A 24,039-nucleotide genomic window follows, 5' to 3' on the forward strand; every position below is an offset into this window, starting at 1 on the left:
GGTGGAGATCGCCGGCGCGGAGCTCGGCTTCAGCAACGTCGCGCTGTTCGCGGTCGCGTTGTTCCTGCTCGCGGGCGTCTACAGCTTCATCAAGCAGGGCATCAAGTTCGGCGCGCTGATCCTGCTGATCTTCGCCGGGCTCGCGGTCCTCGGAGGCGTGCTGTGGCTGTGAGGAAGGTCGTCATCCTCGACTACGGGTCGGGGAACCTGCGGTCCGCCGAGCGGGCCGTGGCCCGCGCGGGCGCGGAGGTGACCGTCACCGCCGACCGGGACGCCGCGCTCGACGCGGACGGCCTGGTCGTCCCCGGCGTCGGCGCGTTCGCCGCCTGCATGGCGGGGCTGCGCGCGGTGCGCGGCGAGCAGATCATCGGACGGCGGCTCGCCGGGGGGCGTCCCGTCCTCGGCATCTGCGTCGGCATGCAGATCCTGTTCGCCAAGGGCATCGAGCACGGCGTCACCACCGAGGGCTGCGCCGAGTGGCCGGGCACGGTCGACCGGCTGGACGCGCCGGTCGTCCCGCACATGGGCTGGAACACCGTGGACGCGCCCGACGGGTCCGTCCTGTTCGACGGCCTGGCGGACGCGCGGTTCTACTTCGTCCACTCCTACGCCGCGCGGAGCTGGGACCTCGAAGCCGACCCGACCGGTACCATCCCGGCCCCGCTCGTCACCTGGTCCGAGCACGGCGACCGCTTCGTCGCCGCGGTCGAGAACGGCCCCCTCTGCGCCACCCAGTTCCATCCGGAGAAGTCCGGCGACGCCGGCGCGGCCCTCCTCCGCAACTGGCTCGGCACGCTCGGCTGACCTGTCCGCTTCCGTCATCTGCCTCGATAGGGTTTCCGCATGTCCCTGACGCTCCTTCCCGCCGTCGACGTCGCCTCGGGCCGGGCCGTCCGCCTGGTCCAGGGGGAGGCCGGCACCGAGACCTCCTACGGCGCGCCGCTGGACGCGGCGCTCGCCTGGCAGCGGGCGGGCGCGGAGTGGATCCATCTGGTCGACCTCGACGCCGCGTTCGGCCGCGGCTCCAACCGCGAGCTGCTCGCCGAGGTGACGGGGCGGCTGGACGTCAAGGTCGAGCTGTCCGGCGGCATCCGCGACGACGCGTCGCTGGAGGCGGCCCTCGGCACCGGCTGCGCCCGGGTCAACATCGGCACCGCCGCGCTGGAGGACCCGGCCTGGTGCCGCAAGATCATCGCCTCGCACGGCGACCGGATCGCGGTGGGCCTGGACGTGCGCGGCACCACCCTCGCCGCCCGCGGCTGGACGCGCGAGGGCGGCGACCTGTGGGACGTCCTCGCCCGCCTGGAGGACGACGGCTGCCCCCGCTACGTCGTCACCGACGTCACCAAGGACGGCACCCTCCGCGGCCCCAACACCGGCCTGCTCCGCGAGGTCTGCTCCCGCACCGACAAGCCGGTGATCGCGTCGGGCGGCGTCTCGTCCCTGGACGACCTGCGCGCCCTCGCCGGGCTCGCCGGGGACGGCGTCGAGGGCGCGATCGTCGGCAAGGCCCTCTACGCGCGGGCGTTCACGCTGGAGGAAGCCCTGGAGGCCGTGAAATGAGTGGGGAGGCCGTGAAGTGACCGTCGCGGTTCGGGTGATCCCCTGCCTGGACGTCGACGCGGGCCGGGTGGTCAAGGGCGTCAACTTCCAGAACCTGCGGGACGCCGGCGACCCCGTCGAGCTGGCCGCCCGCTACGACGCCGAGGGCGCGGACGAGCTGACGTTCCTCGACATCACCGCGTCCAGCGCCGACCGGTCCACGACGTACGACGTCGTCCGGCGGACGGCCGAGCAGGTGTTCATCCCGCTGACGGTCGGCGGCGGCGTCCGCACCGTGGACGACATCGACCGGCTGCTCCGCGCGGGCGCCGACAAGGTTTCGGTGAACACGGCGGCGATCGCGCGTCCGGAGTTCCTGCGGGAGGCCGCGCACCGGTTCGGGTCGCAGTGCGTCGTCCTGTCGGTCGACGCGCGCCGGGCGGACGGCACGTCCTCGGGTTTCGAGGTCACCACGCACGGCGGACGCCGGGGGACAGGCATCGACGCGGTCGAGTGGGCCCGCCGGGGCCAGGACCTCGGCGTCGGGGAGATCCTGCTCAACTCCATGGACGCGGACGGCACCAAGGCGGGCTTCGACCTGGACATGCTCGCGAAGGTCCGCGGCGCGGTGACGGTCCCGGTGATCGCCAGCGGCGGCGCCGGGGCGGTGGAGCACTTCGCGCCCGCGGTCAAGGCGGGCGCGGACGCGGTCCTCGCCGCCAGCGTCTTCCACTTCGGCGAGCTGAAGATCTCCGACGTCAAGGCGGCCCTGCGCGAGGCGGGCGAGCCGGTCCGCTAAAGGGCGTCCTCGTCGGCGGGAACGGCGGCGTCGGGCCCGCGCTCGGCGATCGGCAGGATGATCGCGGACGGCCGGTCGGGGTCGTGGAACACCTCCTGGCGGGCCGTGACCATGCGGGTCGCGGTGGCGAGCGGCTCGCCGGTGCCCGGGTTCGGGGCGACCTTCGGGTGGGCGCCGCTCGTCACGTGGACGCGGACGCGGTGCCCGCGCGGGAACCGGTGCCCGGCCGGCCACAGGTCGACGGCGATCCGGCGGACGCCGTCCGTCCCGACGGGCTTCTCCGCGGCGGCGGGGAGGCGCAGCCCGCCCTCGCAGACGTTGCGGGACGCCCCGTCCGGCGCGACGTCGCAGAGCCGGACGACGAAGTCGGTGTGCTCCCGGTCCGAGCGGACGAACAGGTCGGCGCCGACCGGGCCGATCACGTCCAGGTCTTCGGGGAGGGCGGCGGAGGTGAACACGAGGACGTCCGGGCGCCGTTCCACGGGCCGGTTGTCGACCGGCCGGGAGCTGCCGAGGAGGGTGGGCCCGCCGAGCGCGGGCGTCGGGCGCGCCGGGTCGAAGCGGTAGGCGGTCGGCGGCCCGTCCCGGGGGCCGTCCTCGCCGAGGCCGCCGCCCGCGTGCAGGTGCCAGCGCGCCTGCCGCATGCCGGGCGGGGGCCAGTCGCGGTAGTGCCGCCATTCCCGCGCGCCCGTCACGTAGACGCGGACGGGATCGCGCCGCAGCCCGGACGGGTCGCCGAGCAGGTGCGCCCGGAACCAGGCGAGCGACTCGCGGATCGTGACGAGGCCGTGCCGCGGGTCGGTGTGCCACCAGGGCCCGATCGTCAGGTACGGGACGTGCCCGGCCGCCCGCAGCGCGAGGTAGTCCCGGAGCTGCCACGGCAGGAACACGTCGTACCAGCCGCCGAGCATGGTGACGGGTGCGCCCACCTCGCCGACGGTGCCGCTGAAGTCGCGCCCGTCCCAGTAGCCGTTCTCCTCGGCGTGGCTGGCGAGGAGGTCCTGGTAGAAGCGCATCTGCTCGCCGCCGGCGAGGACGTCCAGCTCGGAGAGCGGGCGGCCGGACCGGGCGGCGCGCAGGGCCCGGCGGTGCGACACCAGCGGCCCGGTCAGCATCCCGAACCGCCGCCGCTGCCGGTGCGTCAGGCCCGTCCAGGTCAGCGTGGACTCCAGCGCGAACGACCCGCCGACGTAGGCGGCGTCCCGGAACGTGGACGCGGTGATCTGCAGCGACATCGCCTTAAGCTCCGGACCGGCCTCCGCCGCGATCGCCCACGCCGCGTAGCCGAGGTAGCTCGGGCCGAAGGCGGCGAACGCCCCGTGGAACCACGGCTGCCGCTTCAGCCACGCCACGGTGGCGAGGCCGTCCTCGCCCTCGCCGCCGAGCGGGTCGAACTCGCCGCCGGAGCCGGACGTCCCGCGCGTGCTCTGCGCCACGAGCTGGAACCCGAACGGGACGAAGGGCAGCCCGTTCGCGAGGGCGGCGGGGCCGCGCCGCCCGTAGGGCGTCCGGACGAGGATCGTCGGCGGCCGCCGCACCCCGAGCGGGATGTACCGGTCGGCGCGCAGGACCACGCCGTCCGGCATGGCCACCGGCAGGTCGCGCTCGACGGTGTAGGGGAGCAGCCCGCGGGGACGGAGGAGCCCGACCGGCGGGGCGGGCAGTCGATCCCAGGGCGCCATGCTGTCTCCGTCCGCGATTGGCTACTACTTGGTAATTAACCGCCCGCGCGGGCCGCAACCGCGAGAAACCCGCGCGCGCCGAGTAAACCTTCCCGGCCGACGTTCGTCTCTGGCGTGTGACGCACCACGTGACAGCAGAGGCCGTCGCCATGCCCCTCGCGCACGGAGACCACGGACGCGGAGACCACGGGCACGGAGACCACGGACGCGAAGACGACGCGCACGCAGACGACGACGGGTACGAGGAACTGTTCGCCGACCACTTCTGGGGGCTGGTGAGACTCGCCGCGCTGCTCGGCGCCGATGACGCCGAGGACGTCGTCCAGGACGCCTTCGTCCGGCTGCACCGCAAGCGCCGCACGCTCCGGGACCAGGGGGCCGCTCTCGCCTACCTGCGGTCCAGCGTGTGCAACGCGTCCCGCAGCCGGCTGCGGCACCTGCGGATGGCGCGGCGCAGGCACGCGCAGCTCGCCCCGCCGGGGACGGCCGGGTCCGCCGAGCACGACGTCGTGCACGGCGAGGACGTCCGGGCGCTGCTCGCGGCGGTCGCGGCGCTGCCCGCCCGGCAGCGCGAGGTGCTCGTGCTGCGGTACTGGCTCGACCTGACCGAGCGGGAGACCGCCGAGACGCTGGGCATCGCCGTCGGCACCGTCAAGGCGCACGGCGCCCGCGCCATCGCCGCGCTCGGCAGGCGACTCAAGGACGAGGAGGACGCATGACCGCGGCTGAGCGAGGATCACGGCCCCGCCCCTACGGGGGGCCGGGGGCCGTCCCCCGGAAGGGAAGGGACGCATGAACGGCATCGAGGACAGGCTCCGGGACGCGTTCGGGGCGCGGGCGGAGGCCGTCCGCCCACGCGCCGGGGCGCACGCCGAGAACGCCCGCAGGCTGCGCCGCGCGCGGGCCAGGCGCAGGGTCGCCGTCCCGGCGGCGGCGCTCGCGACCGCGGGGGTGGCCGTCGCGGCGACGCTGCCCGCCGCGCTGCACGACGACGGACCGGACGCCCTCGGCGCGGCCGGGACGCCCGGCGCCCTCGTGGACGGGTCCACGATCGTCACGATCCCCGGCACGGTCGCGGGCGGGGCCGCGTTCCGCCCGGACGCCGTCGGGACGGACGGCTCGGTCATCGGCCGCACCCCCGACCGGCGCGTCTGGTCGGCCGGGCCGCGCGCCCCGAAGCCGAAGGACCTCACCGCGAAGGCCGAGGGCGGGCTCAGCACCGGGCCCGGGTTCACGACCTGGATCAATCCCGGGTCCTGGCTGCTCACCTGCCGGACGTCCGGCGGGCTGCTGCGCCGGATCGGGCCGCAGGGCACCACGCCGGAGCAGCCCGTCCTCGCGAGCGGCGGCATGGTCGTCGCCAGCGACCCGATGGAGCAGCCGTGGGAGGCGAGGACCAAGGGCTGCGGCGACACCGGCGAATCGACCGCGAACCACCTCGGGTCGACGCTCGGCGTGGCCAAGGCGTTCGCCTACCCGACGATGTTCGTCGTGGAGCCCTGGCAGAAGCGCGTGCTCCGCGAGATCGACGTCAGGAAGGACCGGGTCGTCAGGGATCATCCGCTGCCCACCGGCGTGCGCCCGGTCACGCTGCCCGAGCAGGAGGTCAAGAGCGTCACGGAGGGCGACCACACCACGTTCTTGGGGGGCGGGACGCCCGCCCCGCCGGAGCAGGTATGGCAGGCCGCCGCCAACGGCCGCTACTTCGCCTGGGCCGTCGACGGCCGCCTCCGGATCGTCGAGCGGGACGGCTGGAAGAGCCGGGCCGAGATCGCCCGGACCCCGCGCGACGGCGCGAAGGACGAGGCGGCCGCGCAGCTCACCGCGGGGGACCGCGTGATCGCGTACGCGGCCGGGCGGAGCTCGACCGTCTACGACACCAGGACCGGGCGGGTCCACACCTGGGCCGGGCAGGTGCTCGCCGCGGGCGGCTGGCTGCTCTGGCGGGACGGCGCCGACTACCGCCTCGGGAGGATCCGGTGACCGCGCCGGTGAGGGAGGCCGCCGCCGTGAGCGGGCCGTACGACACCGAGGCGGACGCCTACGCCGACGTCCGCGACATCTACGCCGGGCACGCCAAGCACGGCGTGATGCGGGCCCGGACGCTGGAGCTGCTCCTGCGCGTCTGCGCCGAGCACGGCGTCGAGCTCGGCCGCTACGACCTGGACGTGCTGCGCGGGCTCGCCGCCGGGCCGCCGGAGCGGGCGCAGGTCGTCGCGTCCCTGATCGCCCGCGTCAGGACGTGAGCTCGCGCTCCAGCGGGGTGCGGAACCTCGGGACCGCGCGGACGCCGCCGTAGAAGGCGGCCGTCCGCGCGGCCTCCGCGTCGATCGCGGCCCCGGCGTCGGCGCCGACGTCGTCCAGCAGCCGGACGGCGATCTCGCCGTCCGCGCGCTGCGCCCAGCCGCCGACGATCCGGCCGTCCCACCAGACGGACGGGCCGATGTTGCCGTTGCGGTCGAACAGCCGCGGGCCGTGCCCGCCGAGGAACCAGCCGCGCTCCCGCCAGCCCATCGGCGTCGGGTCGAGGGCGGGCAGCAGCGCCGCCCACGGCTCGGGCGGCGGCGTCGGCTCCAGGTCGTCGGACAGGACGATCCCGGTGCCGCCGCCGATGTCGACCTCGGTGACGTCGAGGAGTGCGAGGGCCTTCTTGACGTCACCGGCGTTCCAGCCCGTCCACCACTTGAGGTCGGCGGCGGGGGCCGGGCCGAACGCGCGCAGCCACCGGCGGACGAGTTCGGCGCGGGCCTCGGCGGGCGGGACGTCCGCGACGCCGCCGGGCAGCCACGCCTCGACGGGCGACCACCGGTACTGGCTGCTGGCCCACGTCCCGTTCGGGCGGCCCCGGACGATGCGGCCCTCGCAGCCGAGCGTGACGAGGACCCACGTGGTGACGCTCGTCGGCCGCGAGTAGGACTTGCCGGGCGCCGGGTCGACCTGCGTCCGCAGGATGGGCGCGTCGGCGCTGAGCTGCGCGCCCGTCGCCTCGCCGCGCTCCAGCAGGGCCTTGTGCGCGGCCCGCTCCGCCTCGGCGAAGAACGCCGGAACGTCCGCGACGTCGCTGCCGCGCTCGATCATCCGCCCGTACGTCGCGCGCTGCTTGACCGCCAGCGCGTTCGCCGTGGACGCCTGGAGCACCGGGACGAGCTCGGTCGGCGCGACGAACATCGTCCGGCGCATCGCGAGCATCCGCAGCAGCGTCCGGTCGTCGTAGAGGGCGCGCTCCACCGCCGCCGGGCCGACGCCCGCCGTGCGCGCCGCGACCGCCAGGAACACGGTGGCCGGGTCGGTGGCGTGCAGCACGACCACCGCCCGCGCGGCGTCGAGGACGTCGCCGGCCCGGGTCGCGGGGGACAGCCGGTGGCGGACGCCGAGCCTGGCCCGGCGCTCCGCGTCGCTCATCGAACGCATGAGCGAATCCTAGCCCGCCCCGGCGGGTGCCCCGGTCAGCCGTTCGCCGAGATCCGCACGACGACCTGGTCCTTCGTGACGGACTGGACGGACACGTCGAACCCCTCCGCCTGCTCCCCGTCGCCGCCGGCCGGTACCGTCACCGTCTGGCCGCCGACCTTCAGCGTGACCATCTGGCCCTGGACCTTCACCAACTCGGCCTTCACACCGAGGATGGACGCGCTCGCGTCGACGCCGCGGTCGAAGGTCACGGTGCACGAGTTCACGTTGCAGTCGGTCTTGCTGTTCTCCCCGCCGCACGCCGCGAGGGCGCCGAGGGGCAGCAGCAGGAAGGGGACCACGGCCAGCTTCCGCCGAAGGGGAAAGGAGGTCATGCCGCGGAGTCTAGGCGCGCGCACCGCCGGACCGCGCCCTCCGCGAGGCGGATTCCCGGCGGCCGGATGTAGTCCCGCGCGGTGACGGAACTGGATCTTCGGCGTCCGGCGTGTTTCGCTGGACGGATGACCGCCGACGAGGCCGCGGAGTACGGAGCCGCGGAGTACCGGGCCGACCAGTACCGGGCCGACCAGTACGGGGCCGACCAGTACGGGGCCGACGAGACCTGCCGGGCCGTGGGCCCGGTGGTGTGCGCGGCGCTCGGCCTGGAGGCCCGCGCGGTGCGCCGCGGCCTCGCCGGCATGCCCGTCGTGGTCGTCGGCTACCGCGCCCGCCGCGCCGACCGGCTGCCCGGCGACCGCGCCGCCCTCGTCGTCGTCGGCTTCGGCGGCGCGCTCGACGAGCGGCTGCGGCCCGGGGACGTCCTCGTCGCCGACGAGATCCGCGCCGCCGACCCGGGCGCCCGCCCGGTGCCGTGCGGCGCGCCGCGGCTGCTCGCCGAAGAGCTGATCAGGGACGGGCTGAGCGTGCAGGTCGGGCCGCTGGTGACCACCGACCGCGTCGTCCGGGGCAGGGAGCGGGCGATCTGGGCGGCGCAGGGCGCGCGGGTCGCGGACATGGAGTCCGCCGTCGTCGCCGCCCGCGCCGGGGGACGTCCGGTCGCCGCCGTCCGGGTCGTCGTCGACGGGCCGGGGCGGCCGCTGCTGCGTCCGGGCACGATCGGGCGGGGGCTGGCGGCGCGGCGCGTCCTCGCGCGGATCGGCCCGGCCCTCGAACGCTGGGGCGCGCTCCTCGTGCGCGGCGAGGCCGACCCGGCCGAGGACGCCGGGGCCCGCACCCCCTGACCGTCCCCCTCCTCAGCCGGGCAGCGGTCCGGTCAGGTACCGCTGGACGGTCGGCGCCAGGTTCGCGACGAGCGCGTCCACGTCCATGTCCACGACCGGCGGCAGCCGCAGGATGTAGCGGCACAGCGCGATGCCGAGCAGCTGCGAGGAGATCAGCCCGGCGCGGGCGGGGAGCTCGGCCGGGTCCGGCACGCGCGGGGCGAGCACGGCGGCGACCTGGCCGCCGAAGATCGTCCGGAGCCGGGCGGCGGCGGCCTCGTTCGTGATCGCCGACCGGAACACGACGGGCAGCACCTCGTCGGCGAGGCCGCCCTCCCAGCGCTCCACGAAGTGCCGGACGAGGGTGCGGCCGAGGTCGCCGGCCGGGACGCGGGCGAGGTCGGGCAGCCGCAGGTCGACGTCGGCCGCCGCCGCGAAGAGGCCGTCCTTGCTGCCGTAGTAGCGCATCACCATCGACGGGTCGATGCCTGCGTCGGCGGCGATCGCGCGGATCGTCGCCCGGTCGTACCCGTCCGCGGCGAACCGGCGGCGGGCCGCGTCCAGGATCGTCGCCCGGGTCTGGTCGGAGCGCTGCGTGAATGCCATGCCCACAATCGTAGGCCAACACGTGTTGGCAACGGGTGGCGGTCGGCGTACAGTCAATGCCAACAGACGTTGGCAAACAGTTGTTGATTCGGAGGACGCCATGTCCGCACAGCCCCCCGCACCCCTCCCCGCCGGCCTTCCGACCAGCACGGACGTCCTTGTCGTCGGCGCCGGTCCGGTCGGCCTCGCGCTCGCCGCGGCGCTCACTTCACGCGGCGTGGACGTCGTGCTCGTCGACCGGCAGGCCGAGGGCGCGAACACCTCGCGCGCCGCCGTCGTCCACGCCCGCACCCTGGAGGTCCTGGAGGCCGTCGGCGTCACCGACGAGCTGGTCGGACGCGGCGTGGTCGTGCCGCGGTTCACCGTCCGGGACGGCGACCGGGCCCTGCTCGCCATCGACTTCGACGGCCTGCCGACCAGGTACCCGTACACGCTGATGGTGCCGCAGGACGTCACCGAGGAGGTGCTCGCCGCCCGGCTGCGCGCGACGGGCGGCGAGGTCCGCCGGGGCCACGAGGTGGTCTCCCTCGTCCAGGACGGGGACGGCGTCACCGCGGCGACCGCGACCGGCGAGACGGTGCGCGCCCGGTACGCGGTCGGCGCGGACGGCATGCACAGCACCGTCCGAGAGCTGGCCGGGATCGGCTTCGCCGGGGCCGGGTACGCGCAGTCGTTCGTCCTCGCCGACGTCCGGCTCGACTGGGGCCTGCGGCCCGACGAGGTCCAGCTGTTCTTCTCCCCGGCGGGCCTCGTCGTCGTCGCGCCGCTGCCCGGCGGGCGGCACCGGATCGTCGCGACGATGGACGACGCCCCCGAGCGTCCGGCGCTCGCCGACGTCCAGGCGCTGCTGGACGAGCGCGGCCCCCGCCGTTCGCCCGGCCGGGTGACCGAGGTCGTGTGGAGCTCCCGCTTCCGCGTCCACCACCGGCTCGCCGACCGCTACCGCGCGGGGCGCGTCCTGCTCGCCGGGGACGCCGCCCACGTCCACAGCCCCGCGGGCGGCCAGGGCATGAACACCGGCCTCCAGGACGCGATCGCCCTCGCGCCCCGGCTCGCCGCCGTGCTCGCCGGGGACGCGCCCGCGGCGAGCCTCGACGCGTACGAGGCCGAGCGGCGGCCCGTCGCGGAGGGCGTCGTCAGGATGACCGACCGGATGACCCGCGCCGCGACCTCCGGCGGCGCCCCCGCGCGGCGCGCCCGCAACCTGCTCCTGCGGGTGCTCGACCGCGTCCCGGCCGTGCGCCGGAGGATGGCGATGCGGCTGTCCGAGCTGACCGCCGGCGCGCCCCGCACCTGAGCCGGACCGCACCTGAGGGGACGCGCCGGACGGGTCAGCCGTGGTTCATGCCGCCCATGTCGTGCCCGGCGCCGTACACGATCTCGCCGCCGAGGTCCTTGCGGAGCGTGGTGAGGGTCTTGTCCTCGCTCACCGCGACCCAGCGCGGCCCGACGAGGTACGCCCCGCCCCACGGCTTGGCCTCGTCGAGCCAGGCGTTCATGCCCTGGTCGGTGGTGAAGCTGAGCAGGACGTACCGCCCCTGGGCGGTCTTGCAGTTGCCCTGCTCCAGGTCCTTCACCTTCCGCTTGCCGGTGAGCGCGCAGCCCGTCTGCTCGGCGAGCCGCTGGATCGACGCGGGCTTCGCGTCCTTCTCGCCGGACGCGCCGGACTTCGCGGAGCAGCCCGCGGCCAGCGGCAGCGCCAAAGCGGCCGCGCACAGCAGGACCGGCCTCAGCAGGCCGAGGTGGTGTCGGGGACCCATCGCTCTTCCTCCGGGGTGAGACGCGCGATTCGGGGGGTGAATACGCATCCCGGCCCGGCGGGGTTCACCGGCGGCGGGGTCAGGTCATCAGGCGGGCCGCGGCGGCGGCGCGGACGTCGGGCTCCTCGGCCCCGTCGTGGTGCAGCCGTTGCAGGCGCAGCCGCGTGTCGTCGGTCAGCGGCGCGGACTGCGCGGCCTCCACGCGGACGCCCTCCTCGCAGTCCCACAGCCCCTCGACGGTGTAGGACTCGGCGGTGTGCGGGGCCGTTCTCGTCAACGCGGTCAATATCCGGGGTCTCAAATAGGCATAGGTCGACTCGGTCCAAGCGGACTTCAACAGCGGCACGGCCTCGCCCGCGCGGAGCCTGCCGAGGCCCTCGATCGGACTCGCGGCGGCGCGCCACTCGCGCCTGCCGAGCGCGCCCCGGAACTCGTCCATCAGCAGCGGGACGTCCTGCCGGGTGCCGTGTCTGGCCAGGATGCGCAGCCCCATCTCCGCGCAGCCGCCGCGCTCGGCCGCCCACGCCCGCGCCCGCGGCAGCGTCTCCGGGCCGTACTCGCGCAGCGCCCGGCACACCGCGCCGCCGTACCGGCTCGGCCGCTGCGGCAGCAGCTCCTCCGCGAGGTCCAGCAGCGCCATCGTCCGCCGCCTGCCCAGCTCGAAGATCGCCGCGATCGCGCCCTCCCCGCGCCGCCGCGCCAGATCGAGCAGCTCGTCCTCGCTCTGCCGGTCCCGGCCCGGCGCCGCGACCATCGCCCGGCGCGCCGCCCGGCCCGCCTCCCGGTGCCGCGCCAGCGCCTCCGCGATCCGCGGCTGCCGCGCCGCCCACGTCTCGATCACCGGATTGCGATGGGACGGGATCAGCATCTCCAGATCGCCCTCGTCGCACCGCGCGGCGACGAGATCGTCCAACCCGACCGTCAGCGACGGATCCTCAAGGTCGATCAACTCCTCAACGGCGTCGAACCACTGCGCGCCCTCCTCGGCGTACCGGCGCAGCGGCACCGCCGCCTCCCGCCTGCTCAGCCGCACGAGGTCCGCCAGCACGCCCAACGCCAGATCGACCCGCCACTCGTCCGCGTCCGCGTGGTCCGCCGGATCGAACAGATGGGCCGCCACCGGCCCCGCCGGCAACTCCAGATCGACCATCAACCGGGCGTAGTACAACCTCCGCGACTCGCACTGCGGGTCCCACCGCGGATCGCGCCGCACGCAGTCGTACACGTACTCGCCCGCGCCCCGGCGGTCCGCCGCGCGCCGCGCGGCCCTCCCGAGCCCCCGCTGCATCTGACCGTGCAGCGTACCCGCCGATTCCAACACGACCTCGTTATTCACGAGGCCAGAATGCGCACGCGACCAGATAACGGGCAAGTGTTTTAGAGGCTGTGTTTGCCCAGGGGGGCGACCCCCTGGAACCCCCGTTGCTCGCGGCGGGCCGCTTCTCGTTCCGCGTTCGCGGCCCGGGAAGCGGCCCGCCGCTCGGCGGGTCGTGCGGCCTCCGGCGCTGGGGCGCCTCCGGCCGCACGACCCGTGGGGCCGGTCAGCGGTTAGAGGGTTCGTTGGGCTATCCAGGAGGCGTGGAGGTCGGCGTAGACGCCGGGTTGGGCCACCAGGTCCGCGTGGGGGCCTCGTTGGACTATGCGGCCCGCGTCGAAGACGATCACCTCGTCGGCCGACTCGGCGGTGGAGAGGCGGTGGGCGATGGAGATGGCGGTTCGGCCGCGGGTCGCGCCGTCCAGGGCGCGCTGGATGCGGACCTCCGTCGCCGGGTCCACGGCCGAGGTCGCCTCGTCCAGGACCAGGAGGTCCGGGTCGGCGACGTAGGCGCGGGCCAAGGCCACGAGCTGGCGCTCGCCAGCCGAGAGGGACTCGCCGCGCTGGCCGACCGGGGTGTCCAGGCCGCTGGGGAGGCCGTCCAGCCAGTCGGCGAGGCCCAGCTCCGTCAGGGCGAGGACGAGGTCGGCGTCGGACGCCTCCGGACGCCCGTACCGGACGTTGTCGCCCAGGGAGGCGTCGAACAGGAAGCCGTCCTGGGGGACCATGACGATCCGCTCCCGCAGGGACGAGAACCGGACCCGGTCGAGCGGCACCCCGTCCACCAGGACGCGGCCCGACACCGGGTCCATGAGGCGGGTGAGGAGCTTCGCGAACGTCGTCTTGCCCGAGCCCGTCTCCCCGACGACCGCGACCCGGCTGCGCGGCGCGATGTCGACCGTGACGTCGTGCAGGACGGGCGGCCCGCCCGGATACGCGAACCCCACCGACTCGAACCGGACCTCGATCGGACCGCGCGGCAGGGTCTCGCCGTCCGCGCCGGGGTCGGCGACGTCGGGGACGGTGTCCAGCACGCCGAGCACTCGCCGCCATCCGGCGATCGCGTTCTGCGCCTGGTTGAACACCTCCGTCGCGGTCTGCATCGGGCTGACGAACAGCGTCACGAGGAACAGGAACGCGATGAGCTCGCCCGCCGTCAGGTGGCCGCCGATGCCGAGCAGCGTCCCGGCGATGACGACCGCCGCCGTCGCGGCGGCGGCGACCAGCTCGCTGACCGGGAACGTCAGCGCGACCATGGCCTGGGCGCGGGACTGGGCGTCGCGGTGCGCGTCGACGGTCTCGTCCACCCGGCGGCCGGTCCGCTCCTCGGACGCGTACGCGCGGATCACCGGGGCGCCGACGACGGACTCGCTGACCGCCGCCAGCAGGTCGCCCATCCGCTCCCGCACCCCCATGTAGGCGGTGGACAGGATCCGCTGGAAGCGCCGCAGCGCCCACCCGAGCGGCACGAACGCCACCCACACCAGCAGCGCGAGCTGCCACGAGTAGACGAGCATCAGCACGCTCGCGACGATCAGCTGCCCGATCGACACGATGAACATCAGCCCGCCCGACTGCATGAACTGGCTGATCTGGTCGACGTCGCCCGTGACCCGCGACACCAGCGAGCCGCGCTTCTCGCTGCTCTGGCTGAGCATCGACAGGTCGTGGACGTGCCGGAACGCCTTCGTCCGCAGCGCGGCGAGGCCGCCCTCCGACGTCCGGTACAGCCGGACGTTCATCAGGTACGCGCACACGGCCGTCACCAGGACGGCCGCCGCGCAGAGGAGCACCGCCGTCCGGATGAAGGCGAGGTCGGGGCCGTCCGTCCCGCCGAGGCCCTTGTCGATCGTCTGCTGGACGGCGATCGGCACGACCACCCGTCCGGCCGTGGACACGAGCGCGAGCCCGAGCGTCCCGGCCAGCCCGGCGGTGAACTCCGGGCTCATCCGGATCCCGCGGCGCAGCGTGCTGAGGGCGCCGTCGGAGGTCCCCGTCTCGATCGTCATGCTCATGCCAGTGCCTCCTCGCCGCCCTCGACGGCCTGCCGGTCCGCGTCCGCCCGCTCGTAGGCGTTGACCAGGTTGCGGTAGCCCTCGGACCGCTCCAACAGCTCCGGGTGCGCCCCGCGCGCCTCGACCCGGCCGTGCTCCAGGTAGACGACCTCGTCCGCGAGGGCGATGGTGGCCTTGCGGTAGGCGACGACCACGACGGTCGCGTCCCCGGACCGCGCCTCCCGCAGGCCCTGGAGGATGCGGGCCTCCACCTGCGGGTCGACGCTGGACGTCGCGTCGTCCAGGACGAGCAGCCGCGGCCGCCGGACCAGCGCCCGCGCCAGCGCGAGCCGCTGCCGCTGCCCGCCGGACAGCGTCGCCCCGCGCTCGCCGACGCGGGTGTCGAGCCCGGCGTCGAGCGCCGCGACGAACCCCTCCGCCTGGGCGAGGCGCAGCGCCTCCCAGACCCGCTCGTCGGGGACGTCCAGCCCGAGCGTCACGTTGCCCCGGACGGTGTCGTCGAACAGGAACGTCTGCTGCGGGACGAGCGCCGCCGTCTCGGCGACCCCGCCGCGCCGCACGTCCCGCAGGTCGACGCCGTCGAGGAGCACCGCCCCGTCCGCCGGGTCGACGAGCCTGACGAGCAGCGAGGTGAGCGTCGACTTGCCGGAGCCGGTCGGGCCGACCACGGCGATCGTCCGGCCGGGGGACGCCGCGAACGTCACGTCGCGCAGGACGTCCCGCTCCGCGGCGGCGGGCGCTTCCGGCGCCGGTTCGTACCCGAACCGGACGTGCCTGACCTCCAGCGCGGACGCCTTCCCGCCGCCGTCCAGCCCGCCGTCGCCGTAGGGGAGGGAGCCGGTCGCGTCCAGGACGGCCCGGACCCGCTCCCAGCCGACGACGCTGCGCGGCACCTCGCCGAGCACCCAGCCGAGCGCCCTGATCGGCCAGGACAGCAGCGTGAACAGGTACGCGACGTTCACGAGGTCGCCCGGCGACATGGCGCCGGAGTCCAGCCGCACCGACCCGATCAGCAGGACGGCGAGGACGCCGAGGTTCGGCAGCGCCTCCAGCACCGGGTCGAACAGCCCGCGGATCCGGCCGACGGCGACGTTCGCGTCCCGCAGCGCCTCGGTACGCTCGGCGAACCGCGCCGTCTCGGCCTCCTCGCGGCCGAGGGTCTTGACGACCAGCCCGCCCTCGAAGCTCTCGTGCGCCACCTCGCTGACCTCCGCGCGCAACTGCTGCGCGCGGGTCGCGACCGGCGACAGCCGCCGCTGGTACAGGACGTTGATCAGCGCGATCGCGGGGAAGACGAGGAACCCGACCCCGGCCACGACCACGTCGGTGACCACGATCGAGACCGCCGCGATCAGCAGCATGAACACCACGCCGACCGCCATCGGCAGCGGCGCGATCGGCGCCCACACCGCCTCGACGTCGGCGTTTGCGTTGGACAGGAGCTGCCCGGTCGGGTGCCGGTGGTGCCAGGCGAGCGGCAGCCGCAGGTACTGGCGGGTCACGGCGCGGCGGTACTCGGCCTGGAGGCGGTACTGCATGACGCCCGCGTAGTAGCGGCGGCCCGCCACGCCGATCGCCTTCAGCAGCGCGACGCCGACGACGGCGAGCGCGGCGCCGGACAGCGCCCCGGCGGTCGTGTGCCCGGACTCGAACGCCGGGAGCACCACCGTCTCCGTCGCCCAGCCGAGCACCCGCGCGGTCGCCACGGTCATCGCCGCGTAGAGCGCGCTCGCGAGCACCGACAGGGCGAAGACCCGGGGTTCCGCCCGCACCGCGACCCTCAGCACGCCGAGCCCCTCCCGAAGGACGTGCGGGCTGACCCGTTTGGACGCAGGTGGCATGGCGACTCCTCGACACGGCGGCGTGGTGCCCGGGAATTGCCCCCTGCTAGCGGGGTATGGGGGGATTTGCGGGCTCGGATACTCCCTACCATGAGCGGCCCTCGCTTATTCCCGGCCGACCGGCCGGGGCCTACGATCAGGCGATGAGGATCAGGCGATGAGCACCTCCGACCGCGGCCCGGACCCGGTGCGCGCCGAGCGGCTGCTGCTCGCCGACGCGCTGCGCGACGCCGGGCCGGACGCCGGCACCAAGTGCGCCGGGTGGAGCGCCCGCGATCTGGCGGCGCATCTCGTCGTCCGGGAAGGGCGTCCGGACGCGGCGCCGGGAATACTGCTTCCGCCGTTGTCCTTCTATACCGAGCGCGTGCGGCGCCGCGCGGCCAAGACCGTCCCGTTCGACCGACTGGTAGAACGGTTTCGGGAGGGACCGCCGAAGTTCTCGCCGTACGCGCTTCCGGGCGTGGACAGAAACGCGAACGGCGTCGAGTTCTTTGTTCACCATGAGGACATCCGCCGCGCGAGTGCCGACTGGGAGCCGCGGGAGATCTCTCCGGAACTCGAGGAACTGCTCTGGCGGCGGATAAGAATTGCCCGCTTTGTCCTAAGAAAAGTTCATGTTCAGGTAACGCTCGTCCAACCGGACGGGCGGGCCGCCCGGGTGTCGGGACGTGGCCGCGGAGCCGTCCGCGTGCACGGCCCCGTCGGCGAACTCGTCCTCTGGGCGCTGGGCCGCCGCGACGTCGCGAACGTCCGGCTCACGGGGGCGACGGACGCTGTCAAGAGCCTGACCGAGACGGGTTGGAGTCTTTAACGGCCAGGTAACGGCACGGTTCGCGGAGGGAAGAATCGGAAGGCTTGCGGCTCCTCCGCTTTACGCGGAACCGGTGATACGGTGGGGCGGTCGGTTGCAGTCGTGGTTCTCGATCGTTCAAGACGCCCGCGGACTGATGGCAGCGGGCGTTTTGGCTTTTCCGGGACCGTACCGGGGGCGAGAGCGTTCCGCAGCGACCGCACGGGCCCGCGAGGTGTGGGCCCAGGTTTTGCCGCAAGGAGAAAGACATGCCCCAGCAGGGCACCGTGAAGTGGTTCAACGCCGAGAAGGGCTTCGGCTTCATCGCCGTGGACGGCGGCGGGCCGGACGTCTTCGTGCACTACTCGGCTATCCAGACCTCCGGATACCGCACCCTGGACGAGAACCAGCGCGTTCAGTTCGAGGTGACGCAGGGTAACCGGGGTCCCCAGGCAGACCAGGTCGTCCCCCTGTAACGCCAGTAGTCGTACGTCAGGGCCCGTCCCTCCGCCTCGGGGGAACGGGTCCTTTCGTGTTTCTTATCGCATTTCCCACTTCTTTCCGGTGTTTTTCCGGCGATAGATGAGTGCTCGCCGGAACGGGTGCGGTCGGACTCCGGGCGGGGGCGGTGCGGCGGCCCGGCGGGGAGCCTGCACAATGGACGGCATGTCCGTCCGACCGTCCGACCCGAACCCCGCCCCGTGACGCCGGGGCGTGAGCGGGGGATCGCGGCGCTGCTCTGCGCCGCCGGGGCCGGGCTCGCCCTCCTCGCCGCCGGACGCACCTGGGCCTCCGTCAAGGCCGAGCACGCCATCACGCCGTTCGCGCAGAACCTCGGCGGCGGCGATCTCGGCGGCGCGCCGGGCGCGCTCGGGTGGGCCGGGCTCGCCGGGCTCGCCGCCCTCTTCGCCACCAGCGGCCGCGTGCGCGCGGGCGTCGGCGTCCTCGTCGCCCTGTTCGGCGTGGGGATCGCCTACGCCTCCGCGACCGCCGTCCGCCGCTCGAACGTGCTGTCCGCCGCCGGGGACAAGAGCGCGCTGCTGAAACTCGGCGCCGACCCCTCCGTGGACGTGAACCTGTGGTGGACGGTCTCACTCGCCGGAGGCGTCCTCCTCGCCGCCGCCGGTCTCGTCACCGTGCTGCGCGGCGCGCGATGGCCCCGCATGTCCGCCCGCTACGAGCGCGCCGCCACCGCGCCGAAGGCGAGCGCAGCCCCCGCCGACCCCGCCGACCCGTCGTCCATGTGGAAGTCCCTCGACCGCGGCGAGGACCCGACCGCCCACCGGAACGGACGTCCGTGAGCGGCGACGGCGGCGGGCTCGTCCTCGTCGTCGAGCACGACCCAGCGGTCGCCGAGCTCCAGCGCCGCTACCTCGCCCGCGAGGGCTTCGACGTCGAGATCGAGGCCGACCCCGCGAAGGGACCCGCCGCCGCCGGGCGCAGCCGTCCCGCCGCCGTCGTCCTCGACCTGTCCATCTCCGCGCTGCCCGCCGACCTGTACCGGCGGGTCGCCGAGGCCGCCTGCCCCGCCCCCGTCATCGCCGTCACCGGGCCCCTCGACCCGCTCGTCGCCCGCGCGGTCGGGGACCGCCGGGTGGACCGGCCGTTCAGCCCCCGCGTCCTCGTCGGCGCCGTCGCGGACGCGCTCCGCCGCGGCGCCCCCGCCGAGGCCCCGGGACCCCTGCGGGCCGGAGCCGTCGCCCTCGACCCGGGAGAGCGCACCGCCGTCATCGGCGACCGCCGCGTCACCCTCACCGTCACCGAGTTCGACCTCCTCGAATTCCTCATGGGCAACCCCGGCCGCGTCTTCACCCGCGAGCAGCTCCTCGACGCCGCCTGGGGGCCCGGCGCGGGCGCGGGCAGCCGCACCGTCGACGTCCATGTGGCCCAGCTCCGCGCGAAACTCGGCCAGGGCAACCCCATCAGGACGGTCCGCGGAGTGGGCTACGTCCTGGACGGATAGTCCCGCACGTCTGGGAGGCGGCCCCGTGGAGGGCGTTCTATGGTTGGGCGTGTGACCGAGGCATCCGTCGACTCGCAGAGGCGTGGGTTCGCCTGGCGGAGTCTGGTGGGGCCGGGGGCCGTGCTCGGCGGTGTCGTCGCGGGATCGCTGATCGTGGCGTTCCGGGACCCGAACGAGGCCGGGCACTACCCGACGTGCCCGTTCCTGCTGATGACCGGCTACTACTGCCCGGGGTGCGGGATGATGCGGCTCGTTCACGCTCTTACGCACGGCGACGTCGGGACGGCGTTCGGCTTCAACCCGCTGCTGTTCCTCCTGCTGCCGGTGTTCGGTTACCTGTACGTGCGGTGGACGGTCCTCGCCGCGCGGGGGCTGCCGATGCGTTCCGCTCTGTTCAGGCCGGTGGTGGCGTACGCGTTCCTCGGCCTTCTCATCGTCTACTGGGTCGTCCGCAACCTGCCGTTCGGGCAGGCCCTGGCCCCCTAGAGCGCGCGAGGCGCCCGCGACGGGCCGCCCGGTTGCGGGCGCCGTCCGAGGGGGCGGCTACGATCGGTGCACGGAACGACCTGAAATAGGGGGCCTGCGACCTTGAGCGTTTTGGACGAGATCGTGGAGGGCGTCCGGGCCGATCTCGCCGAAAGGCAGCGGGACGTCCCGCTCGGCGCCCTGAAGGAGAAGGCCGCGGCGGCCGAGGCCCCGCGGGACGCGCTCGCCGCGCTGCGCGGCCCCGGCGTCACCGTGATCGCCGAGGTCAAGCGGAGCAGCCCGTCCAAGGGCGCGCTCGCCGCCATCGCCGACCCCGCCGCGCTCGCCCGCGACTACGAGTCCGGCGGCGCGAAGGTGATCAGCGTGCTGACCGAGCGGCGCCGGTTCGGCGGCAGCCTGGACGACCTCGCCGCCGTCCGCGCCAACGTCGGCGTCTGCGTCCTGCGCAAGGACTTCATCGTCACCTCCTACCAGCTGTGGGAGGCGCGCGCGCACGGCGCCGACATGGCCCTGCTGATCGTCGCCGCCCTGGAGCAGGACGCCCTCGTCTCGCTGGTGGAGCGAGCCGAGTCGATCGGGCTCGTCCCGCTCGTCGAGGTCCACACCGAGGACGAGGTGGCCCGCGCCGTCGACGCCGGCGCCAAGGTCATCGGCGTGAACGCCCGCGACCTGCGGACGCTGAAGGTCGACCGCGAGGTGTTCGCCCGGGTCGCGCCGCTCATCCCGAAGAACGTCGTGAAGATCGCCGAGTCCGGCGTGCGCGGCCCGCACGACCTGCTCGCCTACGCCTCCAACGGCGCCGACGCCGTGCTGGTCGGCGAGAGCCTCGTGATCGGCCGCGACCCGCGGTCCGCCGTCGCCGACCTCGTCGCCGCCGGAGCGCACCCGGCGCTGCGGCAGAGCGGCTAAGGTCTCAGACATGCAGGCCGAGCCGCTCCGGGAGCGATGGCGGGGCTGATCCGTACCCCGAGACCGATCAGCCGCTCTTCGCATGACAGGACGCGTTTACCCATGACCATCGACACCGCGCGCGGTGCGCTGCCCGACGCCACCGGCCACTTCGGATCGTTCGGCGGGCGCTTCGCCCCCGAGGCGCTGATGGCGGCGCTCGACGAACTGACCCGCGAGTTCGAGACCGCCAAGCACGACCCCGCGTTCACCGGGGAACTGAACGAACTCCTCGCGAACTACGCGGGGCGCCCCAGCCTGCTGACGGAGGCCGGGCGCTTCTCCGAGCACGCGGGCGCCCGCGTGCTGCTGAAGCGCGAGGACCTCAACCACACCGGCTCGCACAAGATCAACAACGTGCTCGGCCAGGCGCTGCTCACCCGCCGGATGGGCAAGACCCGGGTGATCGCCGAGACGGGCGCGGGCCAGCACGGCGTCGCCACCGCCACGGCCGCCGCCCTGCTCGGCCTCGACTGCGTCGTCTACATGGGCGAGGTCGACACCGAGCGGCAGGCGCTGAACGTCGCGCGGATGCGGATGCTCGGCGCCGAGGTCATTCCGGTGAAGAACGGCAGCCGCACCCTCAAGGACGCCTGCAACGAGGCGTTCCGCGACTGGGTCGCCACCGTCGACGACACCCACTACTGCATCGGGTCCACGATGGGCCCGCACCCGTTCCCGATGATGGTCCGCGACTTCCAGCGGATCATCGGGGTCGAGGCCAGGCGGCAGTGCCTGGAGCTCACCGGGTCCCTGCCGGACGCCGTCGTCGCCTGCGTCGGCGGCGGCTCCAACGCGATCGGCGCGTTCCACGCCTTCGTCCCCGACGAGTCCGTCAAGCTGTACGGGTTCGAGGCGGGCGGCGACGGCGTCGGCACCGGGCGGCACGCCGCGACGCTGGTCGGCGGCTCGCTCGGCGTCATCCACGGCATGCGCACCTACCTGCTCCAGGACGACGACGGCCAGACCCAGGAGACCCACTCGATCTCCGCGGGCCTCGACTACCCCGGCGTCGGCCCCGAGCACTCCTGGCTGCGCGACTCCGGCCGCGCCGAGTACCGCGCGATCACCGACGCCGAGGCGATGGACGCCTTCTCCCTGCTCTGCCGCACCGAGGGGATCATCCCGGCCATCGAGTCCGCGCACGCGCTCGCCGGCGCGCTCAAGGTCGGCCCCGAGCTCGGCCCGGACGCCACGCTCGTGGTGTGCCTGTCCGGACGCGGCGACAAGGACATGCACACGGCCGCCGGGTTCTTCGGCCTGATGCCCGAGGGAGACGGCGAATGACCGCTCAGACCGCCTACGACAAGGCCAAGGCGGAGGGGCGCGCCGCGCTCGTCGGCTACCTGCCCGCCGGGTTCCCGACCCGCGAGGGCTCGATCGACGCGCTGAAGACGATGGTCGACGCGGGCTGCGACGTCATCGAGATCGGCCTGCCCTACACCGACCCGATGATGGACGGCCCCGTCATCCAGGACGCCGTCCACCAGGCGCTGGTCGGCGGCGCCCGCGTCGCCGACGTGTTCGCGACGGTCGAGGCCGTCGCCGCCACCGGCGTCCCCACCCTCGTCATGACCTACTGGAACCCGGTCGACCACTACGGCGTCGACCGGTTCGCCCGCGACCTCGCCTCCGCCGGCGGCGCCGGGCTGATCACGCCCGACCTCACGCCGGAGGAGGGCGGCGCGTGGCTCGCGGCGTCCGACGAGCACGGCCTCGACCGGGTGTTCCTCGTCGCGCTCAGCTCCACCGACGAGCGGATCGAGAAGATCACCGGGGTGTCCCGCGGGTTCGTGTACGCGGCGTCCCTGATGGGCGTGACCGGCGACCGCTCCGCCGTCGACACCGGTGCGCCCCGGCTCGTGGAGCGCACCCGCGCGTTCATCGAGAAGGGCGGCGCGCCGCTGCCGGTCGGGCTCGGGCTCGGCGTCGGGACCGGCGCGCAGGCCGCCGAGGTCGCCGGGTTCGCCGACGGGGTGATCGTCGGGTCGGCGTTCGTCCGGCGGCTGCTGGAGGCGCCCGACCTCGCGTCCGGGCTGACCGGGCTCCGCGCGCTCACCGAGGAACTCGCGGCGGGAGTCCGCGGCGGTCGCTGACCGTCACGGGCGACGACCGCCGCGCAGGCGTCCGCCTACTGCGAGGACGTCGCCGCTGATTAAGTCCGCGGCCGTCCGGCGGCGGGTTCCGACCCGCCGCCGGACGTGCCGGGAGGCGCCCGGGAACTCCCGGACGGTGCCTCCGAGTTGATGCTTGTGGTATCGCCGGTCTCCCGTAAGGTGTGTTCGCCGGGTGTGGCGGTCCTGGAAGGATCATGATCACGATGACGCAAGAGATGACGGCGAAGGGCCGTGCCAAGACGGCCGCTCCGCCGCTGCCCCCCGCCTGGTTCCAGGCGGTGGCCTGGCTCCTGACGATCGCCGGGTTCGGGATATCGGTCTATCTGACGATCACGCACTACGACGACGGCGCGCTGGTGTGCTCGGCGTCCAAGACCGTCGACTGCCACGCGGTCACGACGAGCGAGTACTCCACCCTGCTCGGCATCCCCATGCCCCTGCTGGGGCTGGCGTTCTTCGTGGCGTTCGCCGCGCTGATCACGCCGTGGGCGCTGCGCTCGACGTGGCCGCCCATCCGCTGGGGACGGATCGCGAGCGTCTCGGTCGGCGTGCTGTTCGTCGTCTACCTCGTGACCGTGGAGTTCGCCATCCTGCACAAGATCTGCCTCTGGTGCAGCGGGGTCCACGTGGTCACCGTCCTGCTGTTCCTGCTCGTCTTGATCGACGAATTCCGGCGGATCGGTCAAGTCGACTAGTCTCGCCGTGACCGCGCCGCACGGTGGCGGTGCGGCCCCCACGCAATAGGAGAACCAATGAGCAAGGCCGCACGAGAGCGTTCCGCGAGGGAGCGCCTGGCCGCCGACCGGAAGAAGCAGGCGGCGCGTGCGAAGCAGCGGCGGCTGCTCGCCATCGTCATCGGATCGGTGGTGGCGGTGGCGGTGATCGTGGTCGGGGCCGTCCTGATCGTCGATCACCAGAGCAAGAACGGCAAGGCCGCGGTCCACCAGGGCGCGGTCGCCCCGCTCAGCCGGCAGGGCGACGGCTCCATCGTGATGGCGCAGAACGGCGTGTCCAAGCCCGAGCTGGAGATCTTCGAGGACTTCCAGTGCCCGATCTGCAAGCAGTTCGAGCAGAGCAGCGGCAAGACGATCATCGAACTGGCCCAGCAGGGCAAGGTCAAGGTCGTCTACCGGCCGTTCCACCTGTTCGGCCAGCAGAAGGACCCGGTCAAGATCAACTCGCTGCGCTCGGCCGAGGCGGCGCTCTGCGTGCCCGCCGACAAGTGGATCTCCTACCACGACGCGCTCTTCAAGTTCCAGCCGACCGAGGGCGAGAAGGGCTTCTCGCCCGACGACCTCGTCAAGTGGGGCAAGGACATCGGCATCTCCGACCCGACCTTCGAGAAGTGCGTGCGGGACGAGCAGAAGAAGTCCGTGGTCGACTCGATGACCAAGTACGCCCTCCAGGACCGCGGCGTCGACGGCACGCCCACCGTGTTCCTGGACGGCAAGAAGCTCGACCAGTCGCAGTTCATGAACCCGGGCGCGCTGCGGGCGACGATCGACGCCGCCAAGGCCGCCGGGAAGTGACCGCTCCGCCGAGCTGAGTCTTCGCGGGCGCCCGCC

The 24,039-nt window shown here is 74.1% G+C and carries 27 protein-coding genes; 19 read left to right on the forward strand and 8 right to left on the reverse strand.

Translation table 11 applies throughout. The features are described 5' to 3' along the window. Position 1: 1 nt before the first annotated feature. From FXF65_RS43985 to hisF, 4 genes are read left to right on the forward strand one after another with little or no spacing between them, the layout of a single operon-like run. A complete protein-coding gene (locus tag FXF65_RS43985; protein WP_187412541.1) occupies positions 2 to 172 on the forward strand; it encodes a hypothetical protein in 171 nt (56 codons plus the stop codon). Continuing rightward, positions 169 to 804 carry an imidazole glycerol phosphate synthase subunit HisH gene (gene hisH, locus FXF65_RS29045; RefSeq protein ID WP_222868785.1) on the forward strand — a complete coding sequence of 212 codons (636 nt, stop codon included), beginning with the start codon at positions 169 to 171 and terminating at the stop codon, positions 802 to 804. Before FXF65_RS43985 ends, hisH begins: the two co-directional genes overlap by 4 nt. Before the next feature lie 39 nt (positions 805 to 843). After that, a complete protein-coding gene (priA, locus tag FXF65_RS29050) occupies positions 844 to 1,563 on the forward strand; it encodes a bifunctional 1-(5-phosphoribosyl)-5-((5-phosphoribosylamino)methylideneamino)imidazole-4-carboxamide isomerase/phosphoribosylanthranilate isomerase PriA (RefSeq protein ID WP_148353230.1) in 720 nt (239 codons plus the stop codon). 16 nt (positions 1,564 to 1,579) lie between these two features. Then, complete coding sequence (hisF, locus tag FXF65_RS29055; RefSeq protein ID WP_148353231.1) at positions 1,580 to 2,341, forward strand: imidazole glycerol phosphate synthase subunit HisF; 762 nt, start codon at positions 1,580 to 1,582, stop codon at positions 2,339 to 2,341. On the opposite strand, the gene FXF65_RS29060 is transcribed toward hisF, so the two are convergent. Further along, positions 2,338 to 4,023: a CocE/NonD family hydrolase gene (locus FXF65_RS29060; RefSeq protein ID WP_148353232.1), complete on the reverse strand. Its 1,686-nt coding sequence runs from the start codon at positions 4,021 to 4,023 to the stop codon at positions 2,338 to 2,340. The genes hisF and FXF65_RS29060 overlap by 4 nt on opposite strands. Before the next feature lie 116 nt (positions 4,024 to 4,139). On the opposite strand from FXF65_RS29060, the gene FXF65_RS29065 reads away from it, so the two are divergent. The 3 genes from FXF65_RS29065 to FXF65_RS29075 all read left to right on the forward strand — a co-directional run bounded on the left by FXF65_RS29065 (position 4,140) and on the right by FXF65_RS29075 (position 6,269). After that, positions 4,140 to 4,742 (forward strand): sigma-70 family RNA polymerase sigma factor, encoded by a 603-nt coding sequence (locus FXF65_RS29065; RefSeq protein ID WP_246199184.1) that lies wholly within the window; start codon positions 4,140 to 4,142, stop codon positions 4,740 to 4,742. 73 nt (positions 4,743 to 4,815) lie between these two features. Beyond that, a complete protein-coding gene (locus tag FXF65_RS29070) occupies positions 4,816 to 6,006 on the forward strand; it encodes a hypothetical protein (protein WP_148353233.1) in 1,191 nt (396 codons plus the stop codon). Further along, complete coding sequence (locus FXF65_RS29075; RefSeq protein ID WP_148353234.1) at positions 6,003 to 6,269, forward strand: hypothetical protein; 267 nt, start codon at positions 6,003 to 6,005, stop codon at positions 6,267 to 6,269. Before FXF65_RS29070 ends, FXF65_RS29075 begins: the two co-directional genes overlap by 4 nt. Here the strand turns inward: FXF65_RS29075 and FXF65_RS29080 are convergent. Continuing rightward, complete coding sequence (locus FXF65_RS29080) at positions 6,259 to 7,434, reverse strand: winged helix DNA-binding domain-containing protein (protein WP_148353235.1); 1,176 nt, start codon at positions 7,432 to 7,434, stop codon at positions 6,259 to 6,261. The two genes, FXF65_RS29075 and FXF65_RS29080, sit on opposite strands and share 11 nt — an antisense overlap. Positions 7,435 to 7,469: 35 nt before the next feature. Beyond that, entirely contained in the window at positions 7,470 to 7,808 is a 339-nt protein-coding gene (locus FXF65_RS29085) for a hypothetical protein (protein WP_148353236.1), read from the reverse strand. Between the two features lie 126 nt (positions 7,809 to 7,934). Here FXF65_RS29085 and FXF65_RS29090 point away from each other — a divergent pair, with 126 nt between their 5' ends. Beyond that, complete coding sequence (locus FXF65_RS29090) at positions 7,935 to 8,654, forward strand: phosphorylase family protein (protein ID WP_148353237.1); 720 nt, start codon at positions 7,935 to 7,937, stop codon at positions 8,652 to 8,654. A gap of 12 nt (positions 8,655 to 8,666) precedes the next feature. Here FXF65_RS29090 and FXF65_RS29095 read toward each other — a convergent pair whose 3' ends face one another. Further along, positions 8,667 to 9,239: a TetR/AcrR family transcriptional regulator gene (locus FXF65_RS29095; RefSeq protein WP_148353238.1), complete on the reverse strand. Its 573-nt coding sequence runs from the start codon at positions 9,237 to 9,239 to the stop codon at positions 8,667 to 8,669. Here FXF65_RS29095 and FXF65_RS29100 point away from each other — a divergent pair. After that, on the forward strand, positions 9,238 to 10,536 hold the full coding sequence (locus FXF65_RS29100) for an FAD-dependent oxidoreductase (protein WP_148353239.1): 1,299 nt from the start codon (positions 9,238 to 9,240) through the stop codon (positions 10,534 to 10,536). The genes FXF65_RS29095 and FXF65_RS29100 overlap by 2 nt on opposite strands. A 34-nt stretch (positions 10,537 to 10,570) precedes the next feature. On the opposite strand, the gene FXF65_RS29105 is transcribed toward FXF65_RS29100, so the two are convergent. From FXF65_RS29105 to FXF65_RS29120, 4 genes are all read right to left on the reverse strand, one after another. Further along, positions 10,571 to 10,999 carry a hypothetical protein gene (locus tag FXF65_RS29105; RefSeq protein WP_148353240.1) on the reverse strand — a complete coding sequence of 143 codons (429 nt, stop codon included), beginning with the start codon at positions 10,997 to 10,999 and terminating at the stop codon, positions 10,571 to 10,573. A 79-nt stretch (positions 11,000 to 11,078) separates the two neighbouring features. After that, positions 11,079 to 12,335, reverse strand: a complete 1,257-nt coding sequence (locus tag FXF65_RS29110) for a hypothetical protein (protein ID WP_246199185.1) — start codon at positions 12,333 to 12,335, stop codon at positions 11,079 to 11,081. 212 nt (positions 12,336 to 12,547) lie between these two features. Next, positions 12,548 to 14,329 carry an ABC transporter ATP-binding protein gene (locus FXF65_RS29115; protein WP_378232511.1) on the reverse strand — a complete coding sequence of 594 codons (1,782 nt, stop codon included), beginning with the start codon at positions 14,327 to 14,329 and terminating at the stop codon, positions 12,548 to 12,550. Continuing rightward, on the reverse strand, positions 14,326 to 16,170 hold the full coding sequence (locus FXF65_RS29120) for an ABC transporter ATP-binding protein (RefSeq protein WP_148353241.1): 1,845 nt from the start codon (positions 16,168 to 16,170) through the stop codon (positions 14,326 to 14,328). The genes FXF65_RS29115 and FXF65_RS29120 overlap by 4 nt, the downstream gene beginning before the upstream one ends. 157 nt (positions 16,171 to 16,327) lie before the next feature. On the opposite strand from FXF65_RS29120, the gene FXF65_RS29125 reads away from it, so the two are divergent. From FXF65_RS29125 to FXF65_RS29170, 10 genes are all read left to right on the forward strand, one after another. Further along, positions 16,328 to 16,981 (forward strand): TIGR03085 family metal-binding protein, encoded by a 654-nt coding sequence (locus FXF65_RS29125; RefSeq protein ID WP_148353242.1) that lies wholly within the window; start codon positions 16,328 to 16,330, stop codon positions 16,979 to 16,981. A 248-nt stretch (positions 16,982 to 17,229) separates the two neighbouring features. Next, on the forward strand, positions 17,230 to 17,436 hold the full coding sequence (locus FXF65_RS29130; RefSeq protein ID WP_026405868.1) for a cold-shock protein: 207 nt from the start codon (positions 17,230 to 17,232) through the stop codon (positions 17,434 to 17,436). Positions 17,437 to 17,661: 225 nt separating this feature from the next. After that, positions 17,662 to 18,261 (forward strand): Trp biosynthesis-associated membrane protein, encoded by a 600-nt coding sequence (locus tag FXF65_RS29135; protein ID WP_148353243.1) that lies wholly within the window; start codon positions 17,662 to 17,664, stop codon positions 18,259 to 18,261. Continuing rightward, positions 18,258 to 18,923: a response regulator transcription factor gene (locus FXF65_RS29140; protein WP_148353244.1), complete on the forward strand. Its 666-nt coding sequence runs from the start codon at positions 18,258 to 18,260 to the stop codon at positions 18,921 to 18,923. Before FXF65_RS29135 ends, FXF65_RS29140 begins: the two co-directional genes overlap by 4 nt. 51 nt (positions 18,924 to 18,974) lie before the next feature. Then, the gene (locus tag FXF65_RS29145; RefSeq protein ID WP_246199186.1) at positions 18,975 to 19,409 is read left to right on the forward strand and encodes a DUF2752 domain-containing protein; all 435 of its coding nucleotides are present in this window, start codon (positions 18,975 to 18,977) and stop codon (positions 19,407 to 19,409) included. Positions 19,410 to 19,511: 102 nt separating this feature from the next. Beyond that, entirely contained in the window at positions 19,512 to 20,318 is an 807-nt protein-coding gene (trpC, locus tag FXF65_RS29150; RefSeq protein WP_148353246.1) for an indole-3-glycerol phosphate synthase TrpC, read from the forward strand. Between the two features lie 102 nt (positions 20,319 to 20,420). Then, complete coding sequence (trpB, locus tag FXF65_RS29155; protein ID WP_148353247.1) at positions 20,421 to 21,644, forward strand: tryptophan synthase subunit beta; 1,224 nt, start codon at positions 20,421 to 20,423, stop codon at positions 21,642 to 21,644. Then, positions 21,641 to 22,453: a tryptophan synthase subunit alpha gene (trpA, locus tag FXF65_RS29160; protein WP_148353248.1), complete on the forward strand. Its 813-nt coding sequence runs from the start codon at positions 21,641 to 21,643 to the stop codon at positions 22,451 to 22,453. Before trpB ends, trpA begins: the two co-directional genes overlap by 4 nt. A 224-nt stretch (positions 22,454 to 22,677) precedes the next feature. Then, the gene (locus FXF65_RS29165) at positions 22,678 to 23,169 is read left to right on the forward strand and encodes a vitamin K epoxide reductase family protein (protein ID WP_148353249.1); all 492 of its coding nucleotides are present in this window, start codon (positions 22,678 to 22,680) and stop codon (positions 23,167 to 23,169) included. Positions 23,170 to 23,226: 57 nt separating this feature from the next. Beyond that, positions 23,227 to 24,003, forward strand: coding sequence for a DsbA family protein (locus tag FXF65_RS29170; protein ID WP_148353250.1), 777 nt, complete (start codon positions 23,227 to 23,229; stop codon positions 24,001 to 24,003). Positions 24,004 to 24,039: the final 36 nt, after the last annotated feature.

The sequence above is a fragment of the Actinomadura syzygii genome (assembly GCF_008085905.1).
Classification (GTDB): domain Bacteria; phylum Actinomycetota; class Actinomycetes; order Streptosporangiales; family Streptosporangiaceae; genus Spirillospora; species Spirillospora syzygii.

Excerpts from the sequence above, each read along its gene's own strand:
- priA (WP_148353230.1), top strand. The coding sequence starts at position 844 with ATGTCCCTGACGCTCCTTCCCGCCGTCGACGTCGCCTCGGGCCGGGCC.
- FXF65_RS29060 (WP_148353232.1), bottom strand. The coding sequence starts at position 4,023 with ATGGCGCCCTGGGATCGACTGCCCGCCCCGCCGGTCGGGCTCCTCCGT.
- FXF65_RS29070 (WP_148353233.1), top strand. The coding sequence starts at position 4,816 with ATGAACGGCATCGAGGACAGGCTCCGGGACGCGTTCGGGGCGCGGGCG.
- FXF65_RS29080 (WP_148353235.1), bottom strand. The coding sequence starts at position 7,434 with ATGCGTTCGATGAGCGACGCGGAGCGCCGGGCCAGGCTCGGCGTCCGC.
- FXF65_RS29085 (WP_148353236.1), bottom strand. The coding sequence starts at position 7,808 with ATGACCTCCTTTCCCCTTCGGCGGAAGCTGGCCGTGGTCCCCTTCCTG.
- FXF65_RS29090 (WP_148353237.1), top strand. The coding sequence starts at position 7,935 with ATGACCGCCGACGAGGCCGCGGAGTACGGAGCCGCGGAGTACCGGGCC.
- FXF65_RS29100 (WP_148353239.1), top strand. The coding sequence starts at position 9,238 with ATGCCCACAATCGTAGGCCAACACGTGTTGGCAACGGGTGGCGGTCGG.
- FXF65_RS29095 (WP_148353238.1), bottom strand. The coding sequence starts at position 9,239 with ATGGCATTCACGCAGCGCTCCGACCAGACCCGGGCGACGATCCTGGAC.
- FXF65_RS29105 (WP_148353240.1), bottom strand. The coding sequence starts at position 10,999 with ATGGGTCCCCGACACCACCTCGGCCTGCTGAGGCCGGTCCTGCTGTGC.
- FXF65_RS29115 (WP_378232511.1), bottom strand. The coding sequence starts at position 14,329 with ATGAGCATGACGATCGAGACGGGGACCTCCGACGGCGCCCTCAGCACG.
- FXF65_RS29120 (WP_148353241.1), bottom strand. The coding sequence starts at position 16,170 with ATGCCACCTGCGTCCAAACGGGTCAGCCCGCACGTCCTTCGGGAGGGG.
- FXF65_RS29125 (WP_148353242.1), top strand. The coding sequence starts at position 16,328 with ATGAGCACCTCCGACCGCGGCCCGGACCCGGTGCGCGCCGAGCGGCTG.
- FXF65_RS29130 (WP_026405868.1), top strand. The coding sequence starts at position 17,230 with ATGCCCCAGCAGGGCACCGTGAAGTGGTTCAACGCCGAGAAGGGCTTC.
- trpB (WP_148353247.1), top strand. The coding sequence starts at position 20,421 with ATGACCATCGACACCGCGCGCGGTGCGCTGCCCGACGCCACCGGCCAC.
- trpA (WP_148353248.1), top strand. The coding sequence starts at position 21,641 with ATGACCGCTCAGACCGCCTACGACAAGGCCAAGGCGGAGGGGCGCGCC.
- FXF65_RS29165 (WP_148353249.1), top strand. The coding sequence starts at position 22,678 with ATGACGCAAGAGATGACGGCGAAGGGCCGTGCCAAGACGGCCGCTCCG.
- FXF65_RS29170 (WP_148353250.1), top strand. The coding sequence starts at position 23,227 with ATGAGCAAGGCCGCACGAGAGCGTTCCGCGAGGGAGCGCCTGGCCGCC.